Below are 22,618 nucleotides of genomic sequence, written 5' to 3' on the forward strand. Positions count from 1 at the left end.
TATCATGAGTTCTAATGGAGGAAGTATTCAACTGACCGCCCAGCCGAGAACAGAGAAGAAGGGTTCGGCCATTCGTGGATTGAGGTTAAAAGGACGGATTCCAGCTGTGGTTTACGGCTCTGAGCTTGAAGGAACCCCTGTACATGTCGATGCCAAGGAATTTAATAAAGTAGTCAAAACCGGACGTTCAGAGGTGTTTAACCTCACAGTAGAGGGTGGAGAAACCATTCCAGTTATTATTAAAGATTATCAACAGCGTGATAACCAATGGTTGCATGCCGACTTTCTGAAAATCTCCAAAAACAAACCGCTTCGCGTGCGTGTTTCTATTGATTATCAGGGTACACCTGCAGGTACAAAAACAGGCGGTATTCTGCAAGTTCAGGAAACGGAAGTTGAGGTCGAAGGTCTTCCGGCTGATTTGCCATCTACCATTGAGGTGGATGTATCCGCGCTGGATGTTGGTGACAAGCTGAGCGCTAGCGACTTGAAACTCCCTAAAGGAGTAACACTGCACGTCCCTGAAGAAGAACTGCTTGCTTCTATTATCGTTCCACGTGCAGTTGAAGTAGAAAATGCTGCTGTGGAAGGTGATGCAGCGGCAACCGAAGGCGCTGAAGAGGCTTCTGAAAACAAGGAATCCTAATATTATCAGTGGTACATGAACCTTTTCCAATTGCAAAGATCATCAAAAATGAATTCAAAATCGCTCCCTGTCAGGGGGGCGATTCTTTGCATTCATTTATTTACAATTACATACTCTTTCCCTTTAAGAGTTGTCCTGTTGTAATTTGACGATTAAAGGGAATGTGGAGTGTTTGCATGATTTTCATTCACTACGTGTTCTGATATGACGATATATAAAGTATGGTATTTACATTTTTATTTTATAAATACCTAATATATATTCTAAGGAGCGCGTACACAATCATGGACAGAACGAGTGAATTGTTGTGGCAAAGAAACAAATTGGTGATCATTATTTTTTGGATTATGGCCTTGAGCGGCATCGTCCCGGCATTATCTAATCCCTCGATGTGGGTATCTAATGGTGTAGGATTTGTAGTCGCGGCAGTTTTAACGATCCTGAATGTGAAAAAGAAAGGAATCCGCCTTATTCCGTGGATTACTACGTTTTTTAGCGTATTAATGTGTATATTTTTGAACTTATCTAACGTCGAGGTAGGGACCACCATATTAATTTGCTCTTTGTTTTTGCTGTATCCGTCTTACCGGTATTTTCTGGTAGCTATGACCTTAAATCTCTGTAATATATTTGTGCAAATAACAATCGGTACGCCCCCAATTCCCCCGGCTACCGGTTCTTTGCGCTATGTGCATGAGTTTATTATTGTTTTACTCATTGGTTTGCTACTGTTAGTGGTATCGGTGTTAAATCAAAAGCAGTTTAAGAAAAGTGAAGAGCAAAATAAAGATATCGATGCTACAAGGCAACGAATTGAATTTCTGTTTGAGCAAGTTAGACAAGCAGTGGCTGGATTGCATAGCTTTACAGAACGATTCAGGAATCAAGTAGATGCGACGGGCAGCGTGACAAATGAAGTCGCTATCGGATTTCAGGAGGTTGCCAAAGGGGTAGAAATGCAAGCTTCGAATATCACCGAGGTTACGGATAACTTGGCTCAATCTGACCAGCACGTGCGAGAGGTAGCTGATCATTCCCGAGAACTGAAGCAGCTTTCCGAAGATACGAAAAATGCCGGGGACAGAGGGAGCAGTCAACTGCTTGCATTGACGTCTCAAATTAAGGATTTGGGTCAAGTCATGAGTCGTACCAAAGAAGAACTGGACGAGTTTAGAGTACAAAGTGATAACATGTCTGCCATGCTTAAAGATATTACTCAAATCTCGAAACAAACTAATTTGCTGTCCTTGAATGCATCCATTGAGGCCGCCAGAGCGGGAGAGCATGGAAAAGGATTTGCCATCGTAGCTGGCGAAGTGCGTAATTTGGCTGAAATGGTAGGGAACACCTCGGTGGCGATGGAAGCTATTTTGACTCAACTGAGAACTCAGATGGATTCTGTCGTAAGCCAATTTGACATGGGACAGCACAGGCTACAGCAAAGTATGGAATCGGCACATTCGACTGAAATTGTACTGGAAGACATCCTGCAAAACGCCAATAAAGTGCTGATGCAGGCCGTGGATGTGGAAAACAGTACGAATAGCATGCAGCAGTATTCATCTCAGGTTGTTCAAGAGATGACGGAATTTTCAAGTGTAACGGAACAGGCGAGTGCAGCATCAGAACAAATTTTGGCTGGAGTAGAGGAACAACGAAATATAACCTCCAATATGGTGACCGGGTTTAGTGAGCTAGAGGCGTTGATTATCCAATTAAAAGAACTGGTACATGATCAGAAGGAGTACAACAGTCCTACCGAAATCAGCAAAAGCAAATAACCGACAAGCTTCTTCATCGGACTAGAGAGCCGGGGAGTATCGCTATCAAGCGGTACTCTCCGGTTTTTTTCTGCGTTTGAAGAAGGGAAATGAAGAAGAGGCGATTTCTAGAAGCTATAATTAGATGGAAGTTGATGGTATAATTTGTGGCAGTTTAAATGCTTTGTAACTAAGGGGGGGATAAATTCTTATGGAGCTTAAATATTTGTTATTCGGCGTGTTGAGCCTATTGGGTAGCGGAGTGATATATACGATGGAGCGCTTTATAGCGGTCATTCAATGGGCTGCGAATTCCGTACCTGTTAAATTGAATAGTTCGGGCATTTCTATGTCAGAACCTGATATGCCGAGTTTTGTTGACAATATATTTGTTATTATTTTATTCGTATGTGGCTTGATGATACTTGGGTATGGTGTGTATGAACGACGTACACGATAACAACTATGTAGGCATATCCGTTTTTATTTGGGAGGAACGCATGTGAATGCCTTGTTGGAAATGCTGATGCAGCTATTTGAGCGCGCAGCATTGTTGCTGATTTGTTTATTTTTTATTACACGTATCCCACGGTTTAAGGAAACCTTGCAAAAGAACAGTCATTCTCCGGCAGAGCTGGCCATACTAACATTGATTTTTTGCATGTTTGCACTGTTCGGCACCTACACCGGGATTGAAGTTGAAGGTTCGCTTGTTAACGTTCGAATCATAGCAATTATGGCAGGCGGTATTTTGTTTGGACCCTGGGTTGGGATCGTTACAGGTATTATATCGGGTATCCATCGTTATCTGATTGATATCGGGGGAGTGACCTCGATTCCGTGTCTGATTACGAGTATTCTGGCAGGTGTGGTGTCAGGATACATCGGCCGCCGGGTCAATCGTTCCAAGAGATGGCTGGTCGGTATCGCCGCAGGTATGGTCTGCGAAGCGTTGACGATGCTGCTCATTATGGTGATGGCACAACCCCATAGCCTTGGAGTGGACATCGTTTCCAAGATTGGTCTACCGATGATTATCGGAGAAGTCAGTATCGGTTTAATCGTTCTGTTGATCCAGAGTGTGGAGGGGGAAAAGGAGAATATCGCGGCCAGACAGGCCAAGCTGGCACTGGATATTGCCAACAAGACGCTGCCTTATTTTCGCTCCATTAATGCCGAATCCTTGCATACCATTTGTTCGATCATAAAAGAAGATATTAAGGCAGACGCGGTGGCGATCACGGATACCAGAGATGTGCTGGCCTATGTCGGTTTTGGCGAAGAGCGTTATCACATCGGAGATGAGATCATTAGCGATGTGACTAAATCGACGATCCGCAGCGGTAAAATCACGATCCGCAATCATATTGCAGACGATAAAACACCCCAAATCCAGTCCCTGCTCATTATCCCGTTAGAGGAGCGGGGAGAAGTAACCGGAACGTTGAAGATTTATTATCGCAAAGCTTATAAAATCACGTATCCGTTGCAGACGATGGCGATTGGCTTGTCTCAAATCATTTCCACGTTAATGGAAGTATCGCGTGTGGAGCAAATTAAGGAAGCGGCGAATAAGGCCGAGTTAAAGGCACTCCAGACTAAGATCAATCCTCATTTTCTGTTCAACGCGCTGAACGCCATTGCCTCGACGACACGCACCAAGCCGGATAAGGCACGAGAGCTGATCATTAATTTATCGGGTTATCTGCGCTATAATTTGGAGCTGAATGATGATTTGATTGAAATTCATAAGGAGCTTCAGCAGGTGTCTGATTACGTAGAAATTGAAAAAGCACGCTTCGGCAACCGGCTTCAGGTAGAGTATGTAATGGATGAGGTGTCTGTGCGTATTCCAAGCCTTATTATCCAGCCCCTGGTTGAGAATGCGATTAATCATGGAATCCTCAAGAAAAAGGGGGCAGGTACAGTAACCATTTCTGTAAAGGATCGTGGAGAAAAGGTGCGTATTTCTGTGGCAGATACCGGGGTGGGTATACGCGATGATGTTGTGGATAACCTGTATCATGATCGGGTTCCGGCTAAACAGATCGGCTTGTACAATGTGCACAGACGACTCAAGCTTATGTACGGCGAAGGAGTTATTATTCTGAAGCATGAGCCGGGCACCGAAGTTTATTTTGACATACCAAAGGAGAAGTCATGAAGGCCATAATTGTAGAAGACGAACTTCCGGCGCGTGAAGAGCTGGAGTATCTTATTCAGACTCATAGCAACATTGAGGTGACCGATAGTTTCGAGGATGGGCTAGATGTGTTTCGGTTTCTGCAAGATCAGGAGACGGATGCGATCTTTCTGGACATTAATATTCCTTCATTGGACGGGATGCTGCTGGCACAGAACATTAGCAAATTTGCCAAAAAGCCCTATATTATTTTTACGACCGCCTATAAAGAACATGCGGCGCAGGCTTTTGAACTGGAGGCGTTCGACTACATCCTCAAACCCTATGATGAAAAACGGATCGCATCTATGCTGCGTAAGCTGGAAAATGCTTATGAGCAGCAGAACGTTCCAATACAGGAGCCTGTCCAGACGGCGCAACCCCGAGCTGCTGAAGCCAGCACCGTTGCTGCGCCAGGTCGTATTAATCTGCTGAAAAATGACAAAATCATCGTAACGGATGCGAACGATATTTACTATGCGTGTGCGCAGGAAAAGGTGACCCGTGTCTTTACTAGGCACGAAGAATATACGATGCCGATGAGCATTTCAGAATTTCATAGCCGGTTGCCGCAGCAGGACTTTTTCCGCTGTCACCGATCGTACACAGTTAATCTGTCGCAGATCCGTGAAATTGTACCTTGGTTTAATCATACGTATCTCCTGCGTTTGCGTGGACTAGAGGCTGAAATTCCAGTAAGCCGTAGCAAGGCCAAGGAATTTCGGCAAATTATGCGACTTTAAAGGCATTTCATTCCGCTATATGTGCATTTCATTCCTCAAACGATTTCTGGCTGACATGCAGGGTTATAATAACCCGTGTAGAGAGAATCCTTACAGACTTGCTCCTCCTCAGGCGCAAAGTATACTGGATTCCCGGTTATCATAATCACAAATTGACGCTGTAGAGCCGGAATGAAAAGAGGAGATTGAAATGAAAACAAACAGCGGAAATCGTTGGCTTGTCGTACTTGGAACAATAATTGTACAAATGGGATTAGGAACCATTTACACATGGAGTTTATTTAATCAACCGTTGGTGGACCGCTTTGGCTGGAACCTCAGTTCGGTTGCCATTACATTTTCAATTACCAGTTTTGCACTGGCGTTTGCTACCTTATTCGCAGGCAAACTACAGGATAAATGGGGACTACGTCGTTTGATTTTGTGTGCAGGTGTCGTGTTAGGAGCAGGGCTCATGCTCAGTTCACAGGTAACTTCGTTATCCCTGCTATATATTTTGGCGGGTATTGTCGTAGGTTTTGCGGATGGAACGGCATATATTACATCACTTTCTAATCTGATTAAATGGTTTCCTGAGAAAAAAGGACTTATTTCCGGTATTTCGGTTGGGGCATATGGAACAGGCAGTCTTATATTCAAGTATATTAATGGTTCGTTGATTCAGTCCGTTGGTGTATCGCAAGCGTTCTTATATTGGGGAATGATCGTGCTGATCATGATTGTGGGTGGTTCTTTCCTGGTAAGAGAAGCTGTAGTCGTGAACAAGCCTTCGGTACAAAATGGGGTCGTACAGCGGGACTACACCGTTAAAGAAATGTTGCGCACCAAGCAGGCATACCTGCTGTTCGTCATGTTCTTTACCGCTTGTATGAGTGGTCTCTACCTGATTGGAGTCGTCAAAGATATCGGCGTACGGATGGCCGGTCTGGATGTAGCAACAGCCGCTAATGCGGTCGCTATGGTCGCCATTTTCAACACGGCGGGTCGGATCATTTTAGGTGCGCTATCGGATAAAGTAGGTCGTTTGAAAGTAGTAGCGGGTGCGTTGCTGGCAACGGCGGCTGCAGTTACAGTGTTAAGTTTGGTACCGCTGAATTATGGTTTGTTCTTTGCCTGTGTAGCAGGAATTGCTTTTTGCTTCGGCGGCAACATTACAGTCTTTCCTGCCATCGTAGCTGATTTCTTTGGACTGAAAAATCAAAGTAAAAACTATGGTATTGTGTATCAAGGCTTTGGCCTTGGTGCGCTGGCGGGGTCATTTATCGCAGCCTTGCTCGGCGGATTCATCCCGACCTTTACCACAATTGCTGTGCTGTGCGTCGTATCGTTCCTGATTGCCCTTACCATTCGCACTCCAGAACAAGGTAAAGGCAAACTGCGTAGTGAACGGAAGAAAAATACGAACAGTGTGCGCAGCATGAAGCCTGGAACGAAACTGGGTTAAATGATTTGAGAAAAAAGAACCAGATGAATGCCAAAAGACCTGTCATCATTTCTCTAAGGGAGATTATGGCAGGTTATTTGTTTTTCCAATAATCTATTTTACGGTATAATAAAAAGATATGTAATAAGCCGATATATACAAAAGACATAAGCTAAGAACCTGACAGGAGGACGAGTCATGATCGTGGATACAAGCGGGAATCTGCTTGCCCGCAATACGAAGCTGCGAAATACATATCAAATTCGAAGCGCCTTGTCCCGCAGTGAGCTGGCCATCGTGTATACGGCAAGGCTGTTGGACAACCGAGAAAAAGTCATTGTGAAGGAATTTTTTCCGAATGCACTGGCTTTGCGGGGGATGGATCGAAAAACGGTCACTTGCGGTGCTTCGATGCAATCCAAATATGTGGAGTTTATGCATTATTTTTTGCGTGAAGGGCAAATGTTGAAGGAGTTAAGTCATCCGGGAATTGTCGGTTATATAGATCACTTTGAGGAAAATGGAACTGCTTATCTGGTCATGGAATACTGTGCAGGCAAGACCTTGGATCGAATGATGAAAGAAGAGGCTGCGCCAACGTATGACCCCACTTTTTTGTACCATACGCTGCTACCTTTAATTGATGCCATGGAGTACATTCATGACAAAGGAATTATTCATCGGGATATTAAGCCGGGCAACATTATGATTGGGGAAAATGGCAACGTCAAGCTGATTGATTTTGGTTCGGCTGTGCATTTTGAAGGCAAAGAGCATCCGATTTTCACCACAGCGGGCTATTCTCCGCTGGAATTTTATTCTAATCGTTCGCAGCAGGGACCTGTGTCGGATATCTATAGTTTGGCCGCTACGCTGTATTATTGCCGAAAAGGAACACCTCCGCCAGATGTGCCAGGCCGATTATTTGCAGATCATGCTGAGCGGATTCAGATTGAAAATGCGGGACTTTCTCTGCTGCCGTATGTCATTCGGCGTGGTCTGGAGGTACAGGCTAACAAGCGCTGCCGCTCACTTCGATGGTTTAAAGCCGCACTACGTGCGGAATATTGGATAAAAAAAGGGAAGCGCCCTACTCTTACGGTTCGTTAATCGTAAGAGACGGCGCTTCTCTTTTTTTACGTTGTGACCGACATTATCCTGTCGGAGCTTGGATATGGTCGGTGTACACTGAAGTATTTGGTTTAATCGCTTTGTATCGCAGCTCGATTTCAGTGACACCATCCTCGAATGTAATGTACAGTTTGTCACTGTACTCCATGACCGCTTTTTTGTTGCGAGCTAATCTGATCTTTCCATGCTGTAAGGCACAGCGTGTATCATGTTTCACGATCAGGCTCCCTTTTTTACCTGCGGAAAATAGGATCCGTTCCGCTTCTGGCAACGGTTCGTGAACGTCAAGCGTACGGAACAACTCCTGCAAGCTGACCTTACGACCCGGAAAGGAGGTGAGCGGCCAGGATTTTACCGGAATCTCCTGCCCACTTGCTGTAGCGAGAAAATATCCTTCGATTCTTCCGGCAAACTGCGGCTTCGGCCGCAAGAACCAATACAGAAGAGCGGCTACCACGATACTGATGGCTACTGTCCATTTAATGGCTGTATACCGAGATTGTACGGTAACGGTTAGTGTAGCGCTGCTGGATGCTCCTTCCGGATCGGTGGCAGTAATCTTTAGCTGAGAGTCACCTGTGCGGAGCTCGGATAGCAGCAGATCATTACCGTTAATCTCAGCATGGATCGCATCCCCAAAGGCTTCTGAATCCAACTTATAGTTCAGCTTGTCATGATTCGGGTCAACAATAAAATCCGATACACTTCGACGGGAATCACCGTCTTCTTTCACCAGGTGAATCGTCAGGTCTTTTAAGACCTGTGGCGCTACATTGGCCGCGTGAACTTTATGTACAGTTCCCTTACGGTACCATTGCGGACTATCCAGAGATAGCTGCCATGTATAATCCCCGGTTTGAGGGAATGCATATTCGGTATGGAAGGCTCCTGACTTATAGGTCATAGGCACCTTTTTGGCTGTGCCCCCCTTTGGAGTAACAATTATATGGGCTTGGAGAGACGTATATACGGCTTCATCCGTAAGCTTTTGACTGTCGGGTAACAGGAGCTGAGCTTGAAACGGTGTGGCTTGACCTTTCAGCAACTGCACAGGCTTGTTGCCATGAGTGGCTGATGCTTGCTTTCCTCCTATGGTTGCTTCGGCTTCCAGTCGGTAGCTGCCAAGTAAATTGATTTTCACCAAATCCCCGCGTATGCCCCGTAGTTTCAACTTCACTTTGCCTGCCTGTGGATGCTCGATTTTTAAAATCGCATATCGGCTCGACTTGTACCTGCGGACATTTTCTGAATTGGAATATAGCTGTGTTTCCAGAAGGGGATGCTCCGACAAAAGCACCAGATTGGCTTCCTCCATACTGGAATCAGGTAGAGTTACAGTTAATTCCTGCATCTCGCCAGTGGTCGTAATTGCAGCAATTGGAACGAGCTTGGAGCGAATTTGACTGGCGAAAATACGGTTCAGAATTTCCGGCAGATCCTCGGCACTACTCGTAATAAAAGAAGCTCCACCCGTTTGAGAAGCGATCCGTTCGAGTTCTTGTCGGTTCACTGTGCCATCATGGTTCAGACCAATCGTGTACACCGGATATCCTTTGGTCTGTGCAGATTTGATGACAGAGGATACATCGTTATTGGAGTCACCTTTGGATCGGGAACCAGAGGAGGCACCAAAATCAGTCTCTCCATCTGACAATAGAATCATAAAAGGCTGACGCCCTTGGGATGCTCCTGCCGCTAGTAGCTCCGAGCCTTTGCGCAACCCAAGTCCCAAATCCGTATAACCGGAACGGTTAAGTGTTCTGATTTCCTGCTGGATCTGGGATTTTTGCGCTGCCACGGCAATCGAAGTTAGTGGTTTCGAGGCGACCACGTTATGATTGTAGGCAACGAATCCGACGCGTGTGCGGTCTGCATCACTCAAATCCATAAACATATTGATGACTTCCGCGGCAATGCCCTCAGGATCGGTATCCCTCATGGAATAACTGGTATCCAATACAAAAACGGCATCATAACCCTCGATCGGGACAGCGCCTAAAGATGCTGCATTAGCCTGATTTACAGTGCAAATGACCCCGTTTAAGCCCATTTGTAAAAATAGTACAAAAGTCATGAAAATGATAATCCCTAGTTTCCTTATTCTGAACATAAGCTCCTCCATCGCCGAGGCCAACATGGGGGATCAACTCTCCTAATCCTTGGGATATAAGGGATAAAGGATCAAAACAGCTGATAACCCTCACATTAGCCATGAATTTGATTCTTTTACGCTTATCAGAAATATCCAATGGACTTCTATCGGTAATTAAGTTCCATTTGTGAATATTTCCCTGAAGAAACAGGTCTAACATATCATGAAAATTACGTATTCACGCATAAAATGAGTCAAAATGCCCTATTTCAATCTGAGACTACAGAAATTGACAAAACTGAAGGGTACTTTGTATGATAGCTCTCGTATCAACGGCAAAAATTGGGATTGAAGTTAGGAATACGAAATCATAAATTTGAAATTTCTGTGTTATCTGACTTTTGATTTTGAAAAAACATCTCATGTGCATGCTTTGCCGTTAAAAGCCGAATAACGCTTCGGACCGATTTTCGAGGTTACATGCCTGTACCGTAAATGTGGTATAAGCTCAATCCTTTGACGAATTTAAATGTTAAGTAGGGGGGAGGAGGCAAAAGAACTAAAAATGAGTATTCGTCCGTTTCAAATTGGACATCCCGTGTCCGTATATGGAGCAATGGACCTATAACTCATACTTTATTCATTTGCCGACAGCGATGGAAATCATTTATCAAACCAACCGGACAATGCTTTTTGAAGAGATTAACCCGGAAAAGCTGGACCTGATCACCATAGTAGGTGATGTGAAGGGTATTGACAGCTTGAGCGATGAGAAGATCAAGGAAATTAATCAGCACCTTCTGGTGCGCAGCTTTGACGAATTTTTGGATAAGTTTTCGCCGACCGTGTATTCGTTTTTTAACGCGGCCAATCAAAAAGTCGTCTACACCCTTAAAAAGCCAGAAGGAATTGATGAGGATAGCATTTCTGAAATTCGTGTAAATCAAAGTAATGACTTTCTGAAAATGTTGTTTACGCTCATCGATACCAAGCGGAGTCAAGGAATCACTAATGTAGATTTCAAATTTGAAAATCTGCTGGATATGATTTCACCGAAAAAGGTCATGGATGATATTCGCCAAGTCCGCAAAGAAATTCACTATATGTACGGTGAATACGACAAGCTGGATGATGGTGACCCGAAGAAACTCGACATGGGGGACAAGCTGAATGGCATGTTCGAGGAAGCGAGTCAAAACTACAACAACGTTATGGCTATGCTTCCACTGGCAATTGAGGACATCAAAACCCGCCTTCTGCTCGGTGGCGCGCAAGAGGAAAACTCCGGTGAACTGATCCAGGTGGGCATGCTCTCCATTGGGGAAAGCGGCGAACTGAAAATTATTGAAGCGCCGAAGAGCGACAGCACTGAGCTGATGTTGTTGGATGAGAACAGCACTGGCGATCTCTCTCAAGTATTCGAAGAAGATTATAACTCTATCACAGATACGCCTTCTGATTATGTGAAGGATTTGGTAGTTCGCACGTTTGTGCCACTGCCAGCTGTTCAGACCAAGGTGGATACAGCAGTTGAGGTTCAGAACTACAACACGTATCTGGAGTTCTATAAAAATGCCAAGGACGATTTCGTAAAGGCGGTTAAGCCGCTTGTGGAAAAAATTCTCGGTGTCAAAATGTTCTTCGATCAATATGCAACGAAGAGCAAAGGCATGCTGCCGACAATGCTGGTGGCGAACAACAAACTGGACATGCTGGTAAAAAGTAGCAATATTCCGCGCCTGGAAACGTACCTGAACACTGTGAATGCTAAGAATGAATTCAGCGACACGATCTGGTTCGGTATCGTTCCATCCGTCGAGCTGGAAGCAGCCGGTAAGGTAAAGGTTTCACGTGAACGCTTCAAGGGCAACGAGAAGGTCGTTAAGCAGGGCGGAAATTCTATGGAATCGCTCTCGATGTTGCTGCAAGTCGTGAAGGATTACAAAATTCAAATGTTCTTTAATTTTGAATCCGGTGAAGAAACGACTTTCAACAGTATGGCAACAGCAGGCATCGATAAATATGTCGATAAATGCGCCAGTCTCGTTCGCAGAGAATATAGCGAATTTGCAATTCCTTGTGTACCGAACTTTACGATTATTCCGAAGGACAAATCGGGTGTCATTATCGACAGCAAAATGCTACAGACCGAAGATGGTGTACAGCTCTCTAAGGAGAAAGAGGATATTCTCAAGCTGTGGATCGAGGGCGTTTATGTAGGTGCAGCCTACGTTGCCGCCGGCTTGGTTGCTTCCTATCAGTGTCCTGAATACCTGCGTGAGACGTTCAAAACGGTCAATAAGAACTTCCCTGGCGTACGCTTCGACATCGAAGCAGGAGACAACAGTCTGCGCACGGTAACGACGATGGCCAAGGAGATCACCGGTTTCACTAACACGATCAAGGATGCCATCAACCGTAAAAACTTCGGCTTTGTATTCTCGTCGGAGAATGCACAGATCCAGGATAAGGATATCCGCCGGATTACCGTCTACAAGGCGAGAAGCATGGCGATGTCCGAGGACGGTTTTGACTCCATCTACAAGACGCTGGTCAGCACGTATATTGAACGTATTTTGCGCTACCAGACAGGGGACTTCAAACACGAGAATATCGTCCGTTTCTTCAGTAACAATCCGAGCAGTCAGAAGAGCAAGTGGCTGAGCAGCAGAGGATCTGTTAACTCGATCATTCAGGACGGAGACGATATGAGCTTCATTATTGATGAGAAAAGCAATATGTGCCATATCGACCTGGTCTTCAACGGTAATGTGAAGAACCTGGAAGTCATGATCACTAAAGGAACCAGCTCGGTCAAATCATGATCCGAGCCCTACGAAAGATGTTAGAGGCGTTTCTTTCCAGAACCGCCTTTATACATAAATCGCGAAGAAGCTCTGCTTCTTCCGCCATCATATTACCTAATTTCAAGGAGGCAACACACATGGGATTCAGATTGAAAGTAGAAGGACAAGAAACAATTGAGCTGGGCTTGGATAACATCCAAACGGTTATTTATGACACCGATACACCGGACGATTCCAATGCACGCTCCACTGACGTAGGCTCCACGCTGCGCATCAGCGGTAAAATCATCACAGCAGTAGACGGTGACAGCGCGGATGACACGCTGAAACTGGCTTTGTGGTCTCTGGTTCCTGCTGAAAAAGCAGACAGCTACCGTAAAGTAACATTGGAAGTTATCGCAGCTGATCAAGTTGTGCGTAAAATCCACTTCCCGAATGCTTTCGTTGTAGACTACAACGAGCACTTCGGCGACACAGAAGGTGTAGGTGCATTTACACTCTACATCAAACAAAAGAAAGACAAAACCGAGCTGGCTACAATCGACGGCGGATATCCGGTTTAAGCTTAACGTCTTCACGTTAAGTGCAGCTTAAACACACACTCACCCGGCACATAAGTGCAGGGTGGATAAATATTAAGAGGCCTACGGGTCTCTTAATATTTATTTTTTTCGGAGAGGGGAACATCACACAATGACTAACTACTATGAGCTGCTCGGTGTCAGCCGGGATGCTTCGGAGGCAGAGATTAAGCAGGCTTACCGTAAACTGGCCAAAAAGTATCATCCTGATACCAACCAGGGAAGCGAGGAAGCAACGCGCAAGTTCAAGCTGATTCACGAGGCTTACAATACCTTGCGTGACGAAGCATTGCGGCAGGCATACGATGCCGAGCTCATCCGAAAAACTGAGGGAGCTGGCGGGGAACAGCAAGAGAGAGGGAGAGGGGATACATCTTCCGGTGGTGCGCGTACGACAGCCAAAGGATTCAATCCAGCTGACATAGGAACTGATTTTGAGCAATTTTTTGGTTTTCATCCGAAAACGAAGGAAGGCTCACCAGGGAAAAAAACGAAAAAATCCGGTGATCCGACGGATACCTCAGCGATGTTTAACCAATTTTTTGGTATTCGAAAAAAATGATGATTTCAGGATAGAAATGGGGGAAGCAAGCAGTGAAAACGGCGCAGAACAGATGGGTTTTCATCATAGATGTTGCCATGTTCGGGCTGATGCTGGCGATCGCCTTTTATGTGTTTAATCGTACAGGCTACAGCGGTTTGAAAACCGTGGTCGCGACAGGTATTGGAATCGGCGTGCTTGTATACATACTGCGCAACCTGGTGTCCGTTGTACCTGTGGCCAAGTCAAGGGCACAACGTCAGCGGATTGCCAAGCTGGTGTTGATTGATGAAGAGGGCGAGTCCATTAAAGAATGGTATATCGAAGGGGAAACGTCGCTCTTAATCGGCAAAACGACGTCACGTTCGGAGGCGGATATTGATTTGGCAGGTACAGATTATGCCTCCCTGATAAGTGTGGAACATGCGGTACTCAACCGGGTGAATAGCGACTGGTTTGTAGAGGATGTGGATTCCGGTAATGGTACAGGCTTGCGGTCTGCCAACGAAAGTGTAACCAAGAAGTTGGAAAGCGGTGAGCCATACCGGATTTACTCAGGTGACTTATTATATATTGCCAATACGAGGGTGCTCGTTAAATAGATGAGGATGCTGCAAAATTCTCAGATCGCTGAAAAGACAATCATGACAATGGGGGAAGGAACCGACTATGAGTTTGACAAGATGCCCGAACGGACACATGTTCAGTACACGAAAGCACGGAAATACGTGTCCTTATTGCAACACGGTAGTAAATATAGCTGCACCCAAGAGCGCGGAGCCAGCAGCGAAAACAAACGTCGCGGGAGATAATGACAAAACAATGCCGTATTTGGGTGAGACGGTGGGTATTCATCCGGTAACTGGATGGCTGGTATGCATCGAAGGAGCACAGGTGGGTCAGGACTATCGCATTATGGCAGAGAAGAACTTTATCGGACGCGCAGAGGAAATGCATGTCCGCATTATCGGGGACAACACGATTTCTCGCAGAAATCATGCGGTCATTGTGTATGATCCGAAGAAACGCAACTTTTACTTGCTGCCAGGCGATTCATCAGGTTTAGCGTACCACAATAACGAGGCGGTATATTCACCAGCAGAGCTGGCTGCCTATGACGTGATTCAGCTGGGACACAGCAAATTTATCTTTATCCCGCTGTGTGGCGCCCATTTTGAGTGGGATAACGAAAACTAGGATGGAATTGGGCAATGGTGCAGGGAGGTAACGATATGCAGCCTTATTTTGTTGTAAGTGGAGCTGCGGTGCTATTCGCTGTTCTTCTCATGATCCGTATACGACTGACGCGAAGTTCCGGCAGCCGTACCGTAAGTGGAATTGAAATCGGAAATGGTCAAACGATCGGGAGCCGGAGCGAGCAGGATGATTATTTCTCCAGTATGACGACACCTGTCGGTACGCTGGCTGTTGTCGCAGACGGTATTAGTGGACTGGCCAATGGACGTATGTCCAGTACCTTGGCTGTGACGACTTTTACAAAGGCATTTGCCAAGCTGGAAGATGCAACGAATTTGAACGGATATTTTGCAGAGGCGGCAACTCAAAGCAATCGCGGCATTTTGCAAAATTTGAATGGACAGGGTGGAGGAACGACGCTGGCTGCGGTCATTGTGTGCGGATATCAGCTGCATTACGGAGCGGTGGGTGACAGCCTGATTACGATTTACCGTAATGGTCATTTCCAAACAGTCAATTCCAAGCATACAGCAGAAACACTGCTGGAGGAACGAGTGCTTGCTGGACAAATGACCTCGGAGGAAGCCAAAACGAGTCCAGTGCGCAATCAACTGGTCAACTACTTGGGCTATGAGGGCTTTGAGAGCATGGAACTGGGGAGTGCACCGATTCGTCTGTATTCGGGCGATCATGTGCTGTTGTGCAGCGATGGCATTCAGGAGGCGCTGACGGAGATTGAATTGGAAGAGATTATGCGCAAGGGTGGAACACCGCAGGAAACAGCGGATGCCATGATCGACGCCATTAATGATAAAGGCTTTAAAAGTCAGGATAATGCAACAGTACTTATTTTGGCGATAGGATGAAACAAGAAAGACGGGGGTAGCGATGCGCAAGGACAACAGCGATTTTAGTACCGCCTTTGTGTCGGAAGCGGGCTCTTACATAGACAACCGGGACTATTTTGCATTCATGGAGACGGACGACATGGCCTGTTATGTCCTCGCAGACGGTCTGGATTCGGATCAGGAGCTGCGCAGCGCAGAAATGGTTGTCAAAACGGTGCTTGAAAACTTCATGGAGAAGCCTTCCATGTCCAAGCGGCGCTTGATGAGAGATCTGCGTGAAGCGCAGGAATGGCTGCAATTTGAAAGCCGTCGTGTTCGGCTCAAAGCCAGTCTGCTGATGGTAGTGACCAACTACAACAAAATGGTGTACGTTTCGTGCGGTAATGTGCGGCTATATCATTTTCGCAATGGAAGGCTTAATTTTCGCAGCAAGGATCATAGTCTGGCTCAGTCATTGGCAGATGATGGACGCATTCCAGACGAAGCGACCAGCACACATGAGGAACGAGGTAATCTGCTGGAATACTTGGGAAATCCGAATGGAGTTCATGCCCATTACGCCAAAAAGACCCAGCTTGCAGATGGAGATGTAATCCTGCTCGCCACATCCGGGATGTGGGAGGACGTTGAGCTGGCGGAAATGCTGGGGGCGCTAGAGGAAGCGAAGGATCCGGCCATGCTGACGGACACATTGGAAGAGGTTCTGCTAAGCAAACAGCACCGGACGGTGAACAATTACACGGCTGCGGCCATTTATGTAAATAAAGTTTTTCAGGAAAAGCCTAAAAACCGCCGTAAGCTGATCAAACGGATTTTGATTGCGTTGCTCGCCTTTGTAATCGTGGGAGGGGGAGCATGGATTACACTGGCGCGTATGGCAGCGAACAAGGCGGCTGCGCTGGAAACGATGGTCGAATCGGCTCAGGCCGCGGATGATTATGCCAGGGCAGGAGATTATGCGAAGGCACTCAAGTCCTACAGTGAAGCGAAAAACGCGGCGGTTAAAATTAACGATAAGATTCATAAGCGACTATATACAGCCGAGCAGAAACTATCTCAATTACTGGTGGACGGAGACGGCTACGTGGAAAAGGCGGACTTTACCAAAGCTGAAGCCAGCTACGAGAAAGCACGGAAAAGCGCTGGTCTGTACCCGCCTTTCAATGTGAAGGATATTGAGCATAAAATCGACCAACTGGACAGCTATGCTGAGACGGCGAGCTGGATGAAGGACGGAGATTTGAAATTTCAGGGCGGCGATTACACGAATGCACTCAAGCTGTACAAAAAAGCAAATAAGGCTGCGATGGAATCCGGTTATACGTCTGCGCAAAAAGAACTGGAGAAGAAAATTACCGAGGCCAACGATAAATTGACTGCTATTCAGCAGCAGCTCAAGGAGATTCAAGCTGGCAAGCTTCAGGCTAAAGGAGATCGAATGATGAAGGATCTCGATTATGAAGGAGCCATTGATGCCTATAGCGGGGCACAGGAAATTTATCAGGAGATCGATAAGCTCGAAAGTGTTCTGGCATTGGAGCGGAGCATAGCCAAGGCGGAGGAAAAGCAGAGCGCTGAGCAGCAGAAAAACGGTCAGCTTCCTGCTGGATTGGGATTGTCTGACGGAGCGTTGAACGACACGGACGCAGGGGACGCAGCGAGTAATGCTTCAGCTTCCGTCGCTGCAACCCCTGCTGCAGAATCGCAAACGAAGGCTACGCCAACGGCTTCAGCGGGAACTACACCCGCGAAGAAGGAAGTCTCTTCAGCGGCAAAAAATAGCGGTACGGGCGATGGAAATGCCTCTTCGGCCAAGGCGGGCACCAGCAAAGAACAAGGAACTGCTGATTCCGCTTCTAAAGCAGAAGGAGCGTCTGATTCAGAGAACCAAGATCGGGCTGCTGCGAATGGAAGTTAAGTTTTTATGTTCAATGAAGCTGGAGCCGAAAGGAGTGAGACGTCGTGAAAGAGCTGGTACAGGACCGTTTGAGCAAGATGGACGATTTGGAGCAGAGACGTTTACTGAAAAATATGATGGCGGGGGTATTTATGAACCTCGTCGAATATCAGGAAGAAATGACCCGCCAGCTAGAACGGCGGGTATTTGAGGAAATTGAGAATACGGAAGAAAAGATTGATGTGTACGTGTCATTGACATCGCGTGAGGACTATGACCCGATTCATGAATTTTTATACCCTGTGTTACCGTCTGATACGGAGGAAAAGCAGATTGACATCAGCCATGTGGCAGAGGTGGTACGCGAAGGCGGATCGATGCCGCTGTTTACGCTTTTCCTTGAGATGGAGACCGAACGAATCTCAGCACTGGTGCGAAGCAAACGAATTTTCTCAGGAATGTTGGTCACGGAAACCGGCAATTATCCGATTCGTTTTCGTCTGGAGCATAACCGTTCTTATATTTTAGAGATTGAGCAGTTATATCACACGTTTATGCAAAATGGCATGCCGTGGAAAACAATTAATCACCCGTACGCTTATAAGTTTGTGGACTGTGTATTGATTGGTGGAGACGGCGAGCCGGCCGCCCATGAAGAAATTCATGAAATTACAATTTCATTGGAGGAATTCGACGGTTTTAAGAAGGGTGACGTTTTTCCGCTTTGGAACATTGAAAGGCTATCTCTAAAGAACAGCGGCTTTCCTATACCCGCTATGGATCGTGTGAATTATGAGCATGTGCTACCTTTGCGAAAAACAGGTCCTGAGCATGGTTACTTGATTGACGGGACTGAAGGCGATATCCGGTATATCAAGCGTACAGAAGAGGAACTGACGATTGTCACACCACGTGATAAGTCTGGCGAATGGAATGTGTTGAAGGTTACGAAGCCTGTTACAACGAGACTTAGTCGTCAGACTTATCCGTTATTGTCCAATCGGCGACAGGACAGCTTTTTGGGCCGCTATGCAGGAAAACAGGCCGTGATTGTCCGTGCCAAAGCGGAAATCATGCGCATCGTAAACTCGTTTGAAGCAGCGCAGGGGCTTGAGCTGGAACGTGTAGACATCTGGGGAGGTGCAGGGAGAAATGATGTAAGCAACCTTTTAACCAAAACCCAGACGTATCCGTTAAATCCGTTTGTCAGCGATAACGTACGGACAGAGGAAGGCAAGCAGATCATGCGTTTGGGGTTCAGACGTGGTTCTGACGATGTTTTGCCCACTGCGCCTGCTTATATTTTATCCGATTTAATGAGCTTTCTAGTATCAGAAGTGCAGATGTATTTTCCGGAGTACAAGTGTGAAGGAGAATGGGTGTGAATTACGTCTGGGATTTGCTCATGCGCGCGAGGGAACAGGGGCTGGATGTAGATAAATTCCGCTTCGTACCCGCTGTCAGCTACTCTCCGTATATGGAGCTTAGTCTGGCAGAGTTGAATACTTCCCATTTGGAGCAGGTAGTGGAAATCAATCCGTACTACCGCTTTTATTCTATTTTTCGGGATCTGTTTCCACCGGATGCTGAAGAGTATCTAGAGCTGAGAGAATCGCTATTTGATATTATGATGCATTTCCTGGCGGAAATGGACTTGTATCAAGGGATGAATCGGCGGGAGTACCATATCCGGTTTGTTCAGCGTGATATTGCAGAGGGCATTTTTGGCCCGAAGGTAAAGGAAGGCTTTGGACAATTAAACCGTGAGGATCAGGACGTGATTGCTGAAGGATTGCTGCGCCTGTATGAGACGGGAGAAGCCGTACATTTGCTAAAAGAAACGATGCGGCGCGTCTTTCATCGCTCAATCATTTACACCAATTGTGAGGAAAAAGACGAACTGCTCATCTATATCGGCCAAGAGGAGACACCATTGTCACGGATTAAAGTGGATTTGATTCTGGATTTGTTTCTTCCGGCACGTTTTACGACGGAATTGTATTGGACAAGTCATTTCGGCATTTTGGAGGAAGATCCTACGATGAAAATAGACGCTATCGCCCTCTATTAAGGCTAAATGGCTAAGAAAGGACATGTGAACGATGAACGGACCCTATACATACAGGTTGCTAGACCCGCTCACCGATCGAAAAAGCATACGCTTCACGGCGAAATACACGCGGGCGGAATTGGAGCAAATGACGACCTTTCAGTTACGCGGAATATGCGATAAGGAACGACTGGTCGAGGGCTTTGCCAATCGCCTGGCACGTGAAGAGTTGATTCGCGTGATTTTACGTTTTCGGAGCGCGGAAGAGCATTTACTCATCACAAGGCCAAATCCTGGCGGCTTTGAACGCATGGAATCGGCACTACAGCGAAACTGGAACGACCGTCGGCAGGAGAGCAGCGGCATCCGGGTTCCCGCCAAAATCACGCTGTATCAGGGTGTACGCACAGGTCGCATGGACAACTACCGGATTGAATCCGATTTGCCTTGGCTGAGCTCATCTAATGTGCTGCTGGTGAATGCAACAGGAGAACTGTGCGGTGTTTTGAATTTGGTGAAGGATGAGACACGAACAGGCGTATATTATCTTTCTCGTCATCGTGATGCTGAACTGCGAGAGACGTCCAATCATAGTTATAGCCTGCTGTTTCTGCGAAGACAGGAATCAGAATATTTTTATAACCTCTACTATGGAGATAAGCCAATGCTGCCGCTGAAGCTTCAAGGTCACCGGATTCCGGTGGCAGAGCTGATCATTCGGGGCACGGAAACTACAGATGCGGTACTTGCGATTGATTTTGGCACCTCGAACACCACAGCAGGTGCTTATTTGGATAGCTCCTACGTTACGGCTCCTGATACAGGTATGAGCAGCACAGTAAGGCTGAACGCCATCAATTATGTGTCATTCCCCGGCCCAGAAGGGGCAGAAGGCGACTGGATCGAAGTATTGCCGACTGCTATTCGCGTCGCAGATTGCTCCAATCCAGAACATATCCTTTATGTATTTGGGGAGGATGCACTACGTGGATCTGACGTGGCAGGAAGCCGTGCAACAGTATTGCGGGGGATCAAGCGGTGGGTCAACGATTATAAGAGAATTGAGGAATTAATGGATTCCGAGGGGAATACAGCAACCGCTTCCCGCAGTGATATTTTAGCTGCTTTTATCCGTTATGTGATTGCTACAGCCGAGCAGCAATTTAAGTGTCGGTTCCGCAACCTGCACTTTTCTGCTCCGGTAAAGCTGCAGCCCCAGTTTATAGAGATGTTTAGTGATATTTTGCCTGATTACCAGATTGAAGCGGAGGATGCGCTGGACGAAGGGCTGGCTGTGCTGTACAACACGCTGGCAGACCAGATGGAACGAGGGACTTTTGCGGACGGTGAGGAGTACCAGGCACTTGTTATTGATTGTGGTGGAGGCACGACAGATTTGTCTTCCTGCCGATTCCGAATTGAGGACGGACGTATTGCTTACAAGCTGGATATTCACACAACATATGAAAACGGGGATACCAACTTTGGCGGCAATAATCTGACGTATCGGATTATGCAGTTTATGAAAATTGTATTTGCAGGTTATTATGCTGCCGAGACGCGTTTGCCTGACACCGATATTGATGCCCTGATCGGCATTCCTTCGGGAGATTTGTACCGTCATGTGGATGAGTTTGGTGTAGATGCTGTATATGCGGGACTGGAGGAGCGCTACCGAGAGGCAGAGGCCATCTTGCCTACCGCGTTCAAACAGTATGAGCATGCTACACGGGATGAATATCAGCGGGTACTGAGTAATTTTCATCTGTTGTGGAGCGCGGCAGAAAATATGAAAAAGGAATTTTTTCTACGTACGGGGATCTTGCGCAGCCGCTTCGAATCCGAGCAGGTATTATCTGCTGAAAGCGACCTGAACATTGCAGTGATGGACCGTTGGCTGGTTTCAGTCATCGAGAACGGACGGTTTCGTGATGAATATGGTTTGCCTGATGTGGTGTTTAACATTCGGGAAATACAGCAGCTTCTTAAGGCGGACATCTACAATATTGTGCGCAAGTTTCTGGATGAGTTTTATCTGGAGGGACGCTTGCAGGATTATTCGATTATCAAGCTAACCGGGCAATCCTGCCGGATTGACGTATTTCGCGAAGCACTCAAGGAATTTGTACCGGGGCGCAGTATTGAGTTTCGTCAAAAGGCAGAGGACCTCAGCCGGGTACCTGAGTTGAAAATGGCCTGTCTGCGCGGGGCTATCCGTTACCTGAACGCTAAAAAAATGGGCACGATTGAGCCTGTCATTACCAATCATATTCCGGCTATTCCGTACACGGTCAGCGCATGGACGCATACGGGACGCGAGAAGGAGCTGATTGCGAGTTTGGAAAGCAATCGGGTACGCGGTTCTATTTCCCGGCCGTCTCATGCGGCTGAGGTGGAGTTCTTCCTGACGGCCGACGGCGGCAAGCTGCGTCAGCGCCATGTGTATCGTAGTCGGCCAGAAGCTTTTGAACCCATGCCGTATGAGGAAATTGCAGTGCTGTACGGGCGGGATATCCCGCAGGATGATACGGACTCCATCCGTAATGGGGAAACGAAATATTTTGTTTTTGTCGGAGATAGCCGCTGGGGCTTTTATGTAGTGCCGATTACTCGCCGAGATGAATTGCTGCATCTGGGACCCAAACGCTTTTTTGCCTTCGAGAATGATCTCTCCGAGCTGGATTTCTTTGACGGCACGAAATAGTAAATTAAGGGTTTTG

General features: G+C 46.6%; 18 protein-coding genes. 17 read left to right on the forward strand and 1 reads right to left on the reverse strand.

Translation table 11 applies throughout. The features are described from left to right. Positions 1-4 precede the first annotated feature (4 nt). From JOD82_RS18495 to JOD82_RS18525, 7 genes are all read left to right on the forward strand, one after another. Positions 5-646 carry a 50S ribosomal protein L25 gene (locus JOD82_RS18495; RefSeq protein ID WP_029515690.1) on the forward strand — a complete coding sequence of 214 codons (642 nt, stop codon included), beginning with the start codon at positions 5-7 and terminating at the stop codon, positions 644-646. A gap of 284 nt (positions 647-930) precedes the next feature. After that, complete coding sequence (locus tag JOD82_RS18500; protein WP_029515689.1) at positions 931-2,427, forward strand: methyl-accepting chemotaxis protein; 1,497 nt, start codon at positions 931-933, stop codon at positions 2,425-2,427. A 190-nt stretch (positions 2,428-2,617) separates the two neighbouring features. Then, positions 2,618-2,866 (forward strand): hypothetical protein, encoded by a 249-nt coding sequence (locus JOD82_RS18505; protein WP_029515688.1) that lies wholly within the window; start codon positions 2,618-2,620, stop codon positions 2,864-2,866. Positions 2,867-2,908: 42 nt separating this feature from the next. Further along, a complete protein-coding gene (locus JOD82_RS18510) occupies positions 2,909-4,570 on the forward strand; it encodes a sensor histidine kinase (protein WP_176715758.1) in 1,662 nt (553 codons plus the stop codon). Next, positions 4,567-5,331, forward strand: coding sequence for a LytR/AlgR family response regulator transcription factor (locus tag JOD82_RS18515; RefSeq protein ID WP_029515686.1), 765 nt, complete (start codon positions 4,567-4,569; stop codon positions 5,329-5,331). Before JOD82_RS18510 ends, JOD82_RS18515 begins: the two co-directional genes overlap by 4 nt. A gap of 190 nt (positions 5,332-5,521) precedes the next feature. Further along, entirely contained in the window at positions 5,522-6,775 is a 1,254-nt protein-coding gene (locus JOD82_RS18520) for an L-lactate MFS transporter (RefSeq protein WP_069012491.1), read from the forward strand. Positions 6,776-6,952: 177 nt separating this feature from the next. Next, positions 6,953-7,864 (forward strand): serine/threonine protein kinase, encoded by a 912-nt coding sequence (locus tag JOD82_RS18525; RefSeq protein WP_029515684.1) that lies wholly within the window; start codon positions 6,953-6,955, stop codon positions 7,862-7,864. 43 nt (positions 7,865-7,907) lie between these two features. Here the strand turns inward: JOD82_RS18525 and JOD82_RS18530 are convergent, their stop codons facing one another. Then, a complete protein-coding gene (locus tag JOD82_RS18530; RefSeq protein WP_245231609.1) occupies positions 7,908-9,995 on the reverse strand; it encodes a vWA domain-containing protein in 2,088 nt (695 codons plus the stop codon). A gap of 638 nt (positions 9,996-10,633) precedes the next feature. Between JOD82_RS18530 and JOD82_RS18535 the strand changes: the two genes are divergently transcribed. From JOD82_RS18535 to JOD82_RS18580, 10 genes are all read left to right on the forward strand, one after another. Further along, positions 10,634-12,802: a hypothetical protein gene (locus tag JOD82_RS18535; RefSeq protein WP_023989860.1), complete on the forward strand. Its 2,169-nt coding sequence runs from the start codon at positions 10,634-10,636 to the stop codon at positions 12,800-12,802. Between the two features lie 119 nt (positions 12,803-12,921). After that, on the forward strand, positions 12,922-13,347 hold the full coding sequence (locus tag JOD82_RS18540) for a hypothetical protein (protein WP_013311475.1): 426 nt from the start codon (positions 12,922-12,924) through the stop codon (positions 13,345-13,347). Between the two features lie 130 nt (positions 13,348-13,477). After that, positions 13,478-13,927 carry a J domain-containing protein gene (locus tag JOD82_RS18545; RefSeq protein ID WP_069012492.1) on the forward strand — a complete coding sequence of 150 codons (450 nt, stop codon included), beginning with the start codon at positions 13,478-13,480 and terminating at the stop codon, positions 13,925-13,927. A 32-nt stretch (positions 13,928-13,959) separates the two neighbouring features. Beyond that, the gene (locus tag JOD82_RS18550; protein WP_069012493.1) at positions 13,960-14,508 is read left to right on the forward strand and encodes an FHA domain-containing protein; all 549 of its coding nucleotides are present in this window, start codon (positions 13,960-13,962) and stop codon (positions 14,506-14,508) included. Positions 14,509-14,575: 67 nt separating this feature from the next. After that, a complete protein-coding gene (locus JOD82_RS18555; RefSeq protein WP_028542470.1) occupies positions 14,576-15,103 on the forward strand; it encodes an FHA domain-containing protein in 528 nt (175 codons plus the stop codon). Between the two features lie 35 nt (positions 15,104-15,138). Further along, positions 15,139-15,969 (forward strand): PP2C family protein-serine/threonine phosphatase, encoded by an 831-nt coding sequence (locus JOD82_RS18560; RefSeq protein ID WP_069012542.1) that lies wholly within the window; start codon positions 15,139-15,141, stop codon positions 15,967-15,969. 22 nt (positions 15,970-15,991) lie between these two features. Beyond that, the gene (locus JOD82_RS18565) at positions 15,992-17,869 is read left to right on the forward strand and encodes a serine/threonine protein phosphatase (protein WP_069012494.1); all 1,878 of its coding nucleotides are present in this window, start codon (positions 15,992-15,994) and stop codon (positions 17,867-17,869) included. 44 nt (positions 17,870-17,913) lie between these two features. Continuing rightward, complete coding sequence (locus JOD82_RS18570) at positions 17,914-19,233, forward strand: normocyte-binding protein (RefSeq protein WP_069012495.1); 1,320 nt, start codon at positions 17,914-17,916, stop codon at positions 19,231-19,233. Further along, positions 19,230-19,919 carry a hypothetical protein gene (locus JOD82_RS18575; protein WP_029515677.1) on the forward strand — a complete coding sequence of 230 codons (690 nt, stop codon included), beginning with the start codon at positions 19,230-19,232 and terminating at the stop codon, positions 19,917-19,919. The genes JOD82_RS18570 and JOD82_RS18575 overlap by 4 nt, the downstream gene beginning before the upstream one ends. Before the next feature lie 31 nt (positions 19,920-19,950). Next, complete coding sequence (locus tag JOD82_RS18580) at positions 19,951-22,602, forward strand: Hsp70 family protein (RefSeq protein ID WP_029515676.1); 2,652 nt, start codon at positions 19,951-19,953, stop codon at positions 22,600-22,602. The last annotated feature ends 16 nt before the right edge of the window (positions 22,603-22,618 follow it).

It is taken from the genome of Paenibacillus sp. 1182 (genome assembly GCF_017833915.1).
GTDB lineage: Bacteria > Bacillota > Bacilli > Paenibacillales > Paenibacillaceae > Paenibacillus > Paenibacillus polymyxa_D.

Bases quoted from the DNA above. Each gene is read 5' to 3' on its own strand.
- JOD82_RS18495 (WP_029515690.1), top strand. From the start codon at position 5: ATGAGTTCTAATGGAGGAAGTATTCAACTGACCGCCCAGCCGAGAACA.
- JOD82_RS18500 (WP_029515689.1), top strand. From the start codon at position 931: ATGGACAGAACGAGTGAATTGTTGTGGCAAAGAAACAAATTGGTGATC.
- JOD82_RS18505 (WP_029515688.1), top strand. From the start codon at position 2,618: ATGGAGCTTAAATATTTGTTATTCGGCGTGTTGAGCCTATTGGGTAGC.
- JOD82_RS18515 (WP_029515686.1), top strand. From the start codon at position 4,567: ATGAAGGCCATAATTGTAGAAGACGAACTTCCGGCGCGTGAAGAGCTG.
- JOD82_RS18520 (WP_069012491.1), top strand. From the start codon at position 5,522: ATGAAAACAAACAGCGGAAATCGTTGGCTTGTCGTACTTGGAACAATA.
- JOD82_RS18525 (WP_029515684.1), top strand. From the start codon at position 6,953: ATGATCGTGGATACAAGCGGGAATCTGCTTGCCCGCAATACGAAGCTG.
- JOD82_RS18530 (WP_245231609.1), bottom strand. From the start codon at position 9,995: ATGTTCAGAATAAGGAAACTAGGGATTATCATTTTCATGACTTTTGTA.
- JOD82_RS18535 (WP_023989860.1), top strand. From the start codon at position 10,634: ATGGAAATCATTTATCAAACCAACCGGACAATGCTTTTTGAAGAGATT.
- JOD82_RS18540 (WP_013311475.1), top strand. From the start codon at position 12,922: ATGGGATTCAGATTGAAAGTAGAAGGACAAGAAACAATTGAGCTGGGC.
- JOD82_RS18545 (WP_069012492.1), top strand. From the start codon at position 13,478: ATGACTAACTACTATGAGCTGCTCGGTGTCAGCCGGGATGCTTCGGAG.
- JOD82_RS18555 (WP_028542470.1), top strand. From the start codon at position 14,576: ATGAGTTTGACAAGATGCCCGAACGGACACATGTTCAGTACACGAAAG.
- JOD82_RS18560 (WP_069012542.1), top strand. From the start codon at position 15,139: ATGCAGCCTTATTTTGTTGTAAGTGGAGCTGCGGTGCTATTCGCTGTT.
- JOD82_RS18565 (WP_069012494.1), top strand. From the start codon at position 15,992: ATGCGCAAGGACAACAGCGATTTTAGTACCGCCTTTGTGTCGGAAGCG.
- JOD82_RS18580 (WP_029515676.1), top strand. From the start codon at position 19,951: ATGAACGGACCCTATACATACAGGTTGCTAGACCCGCTCACCGATCGA.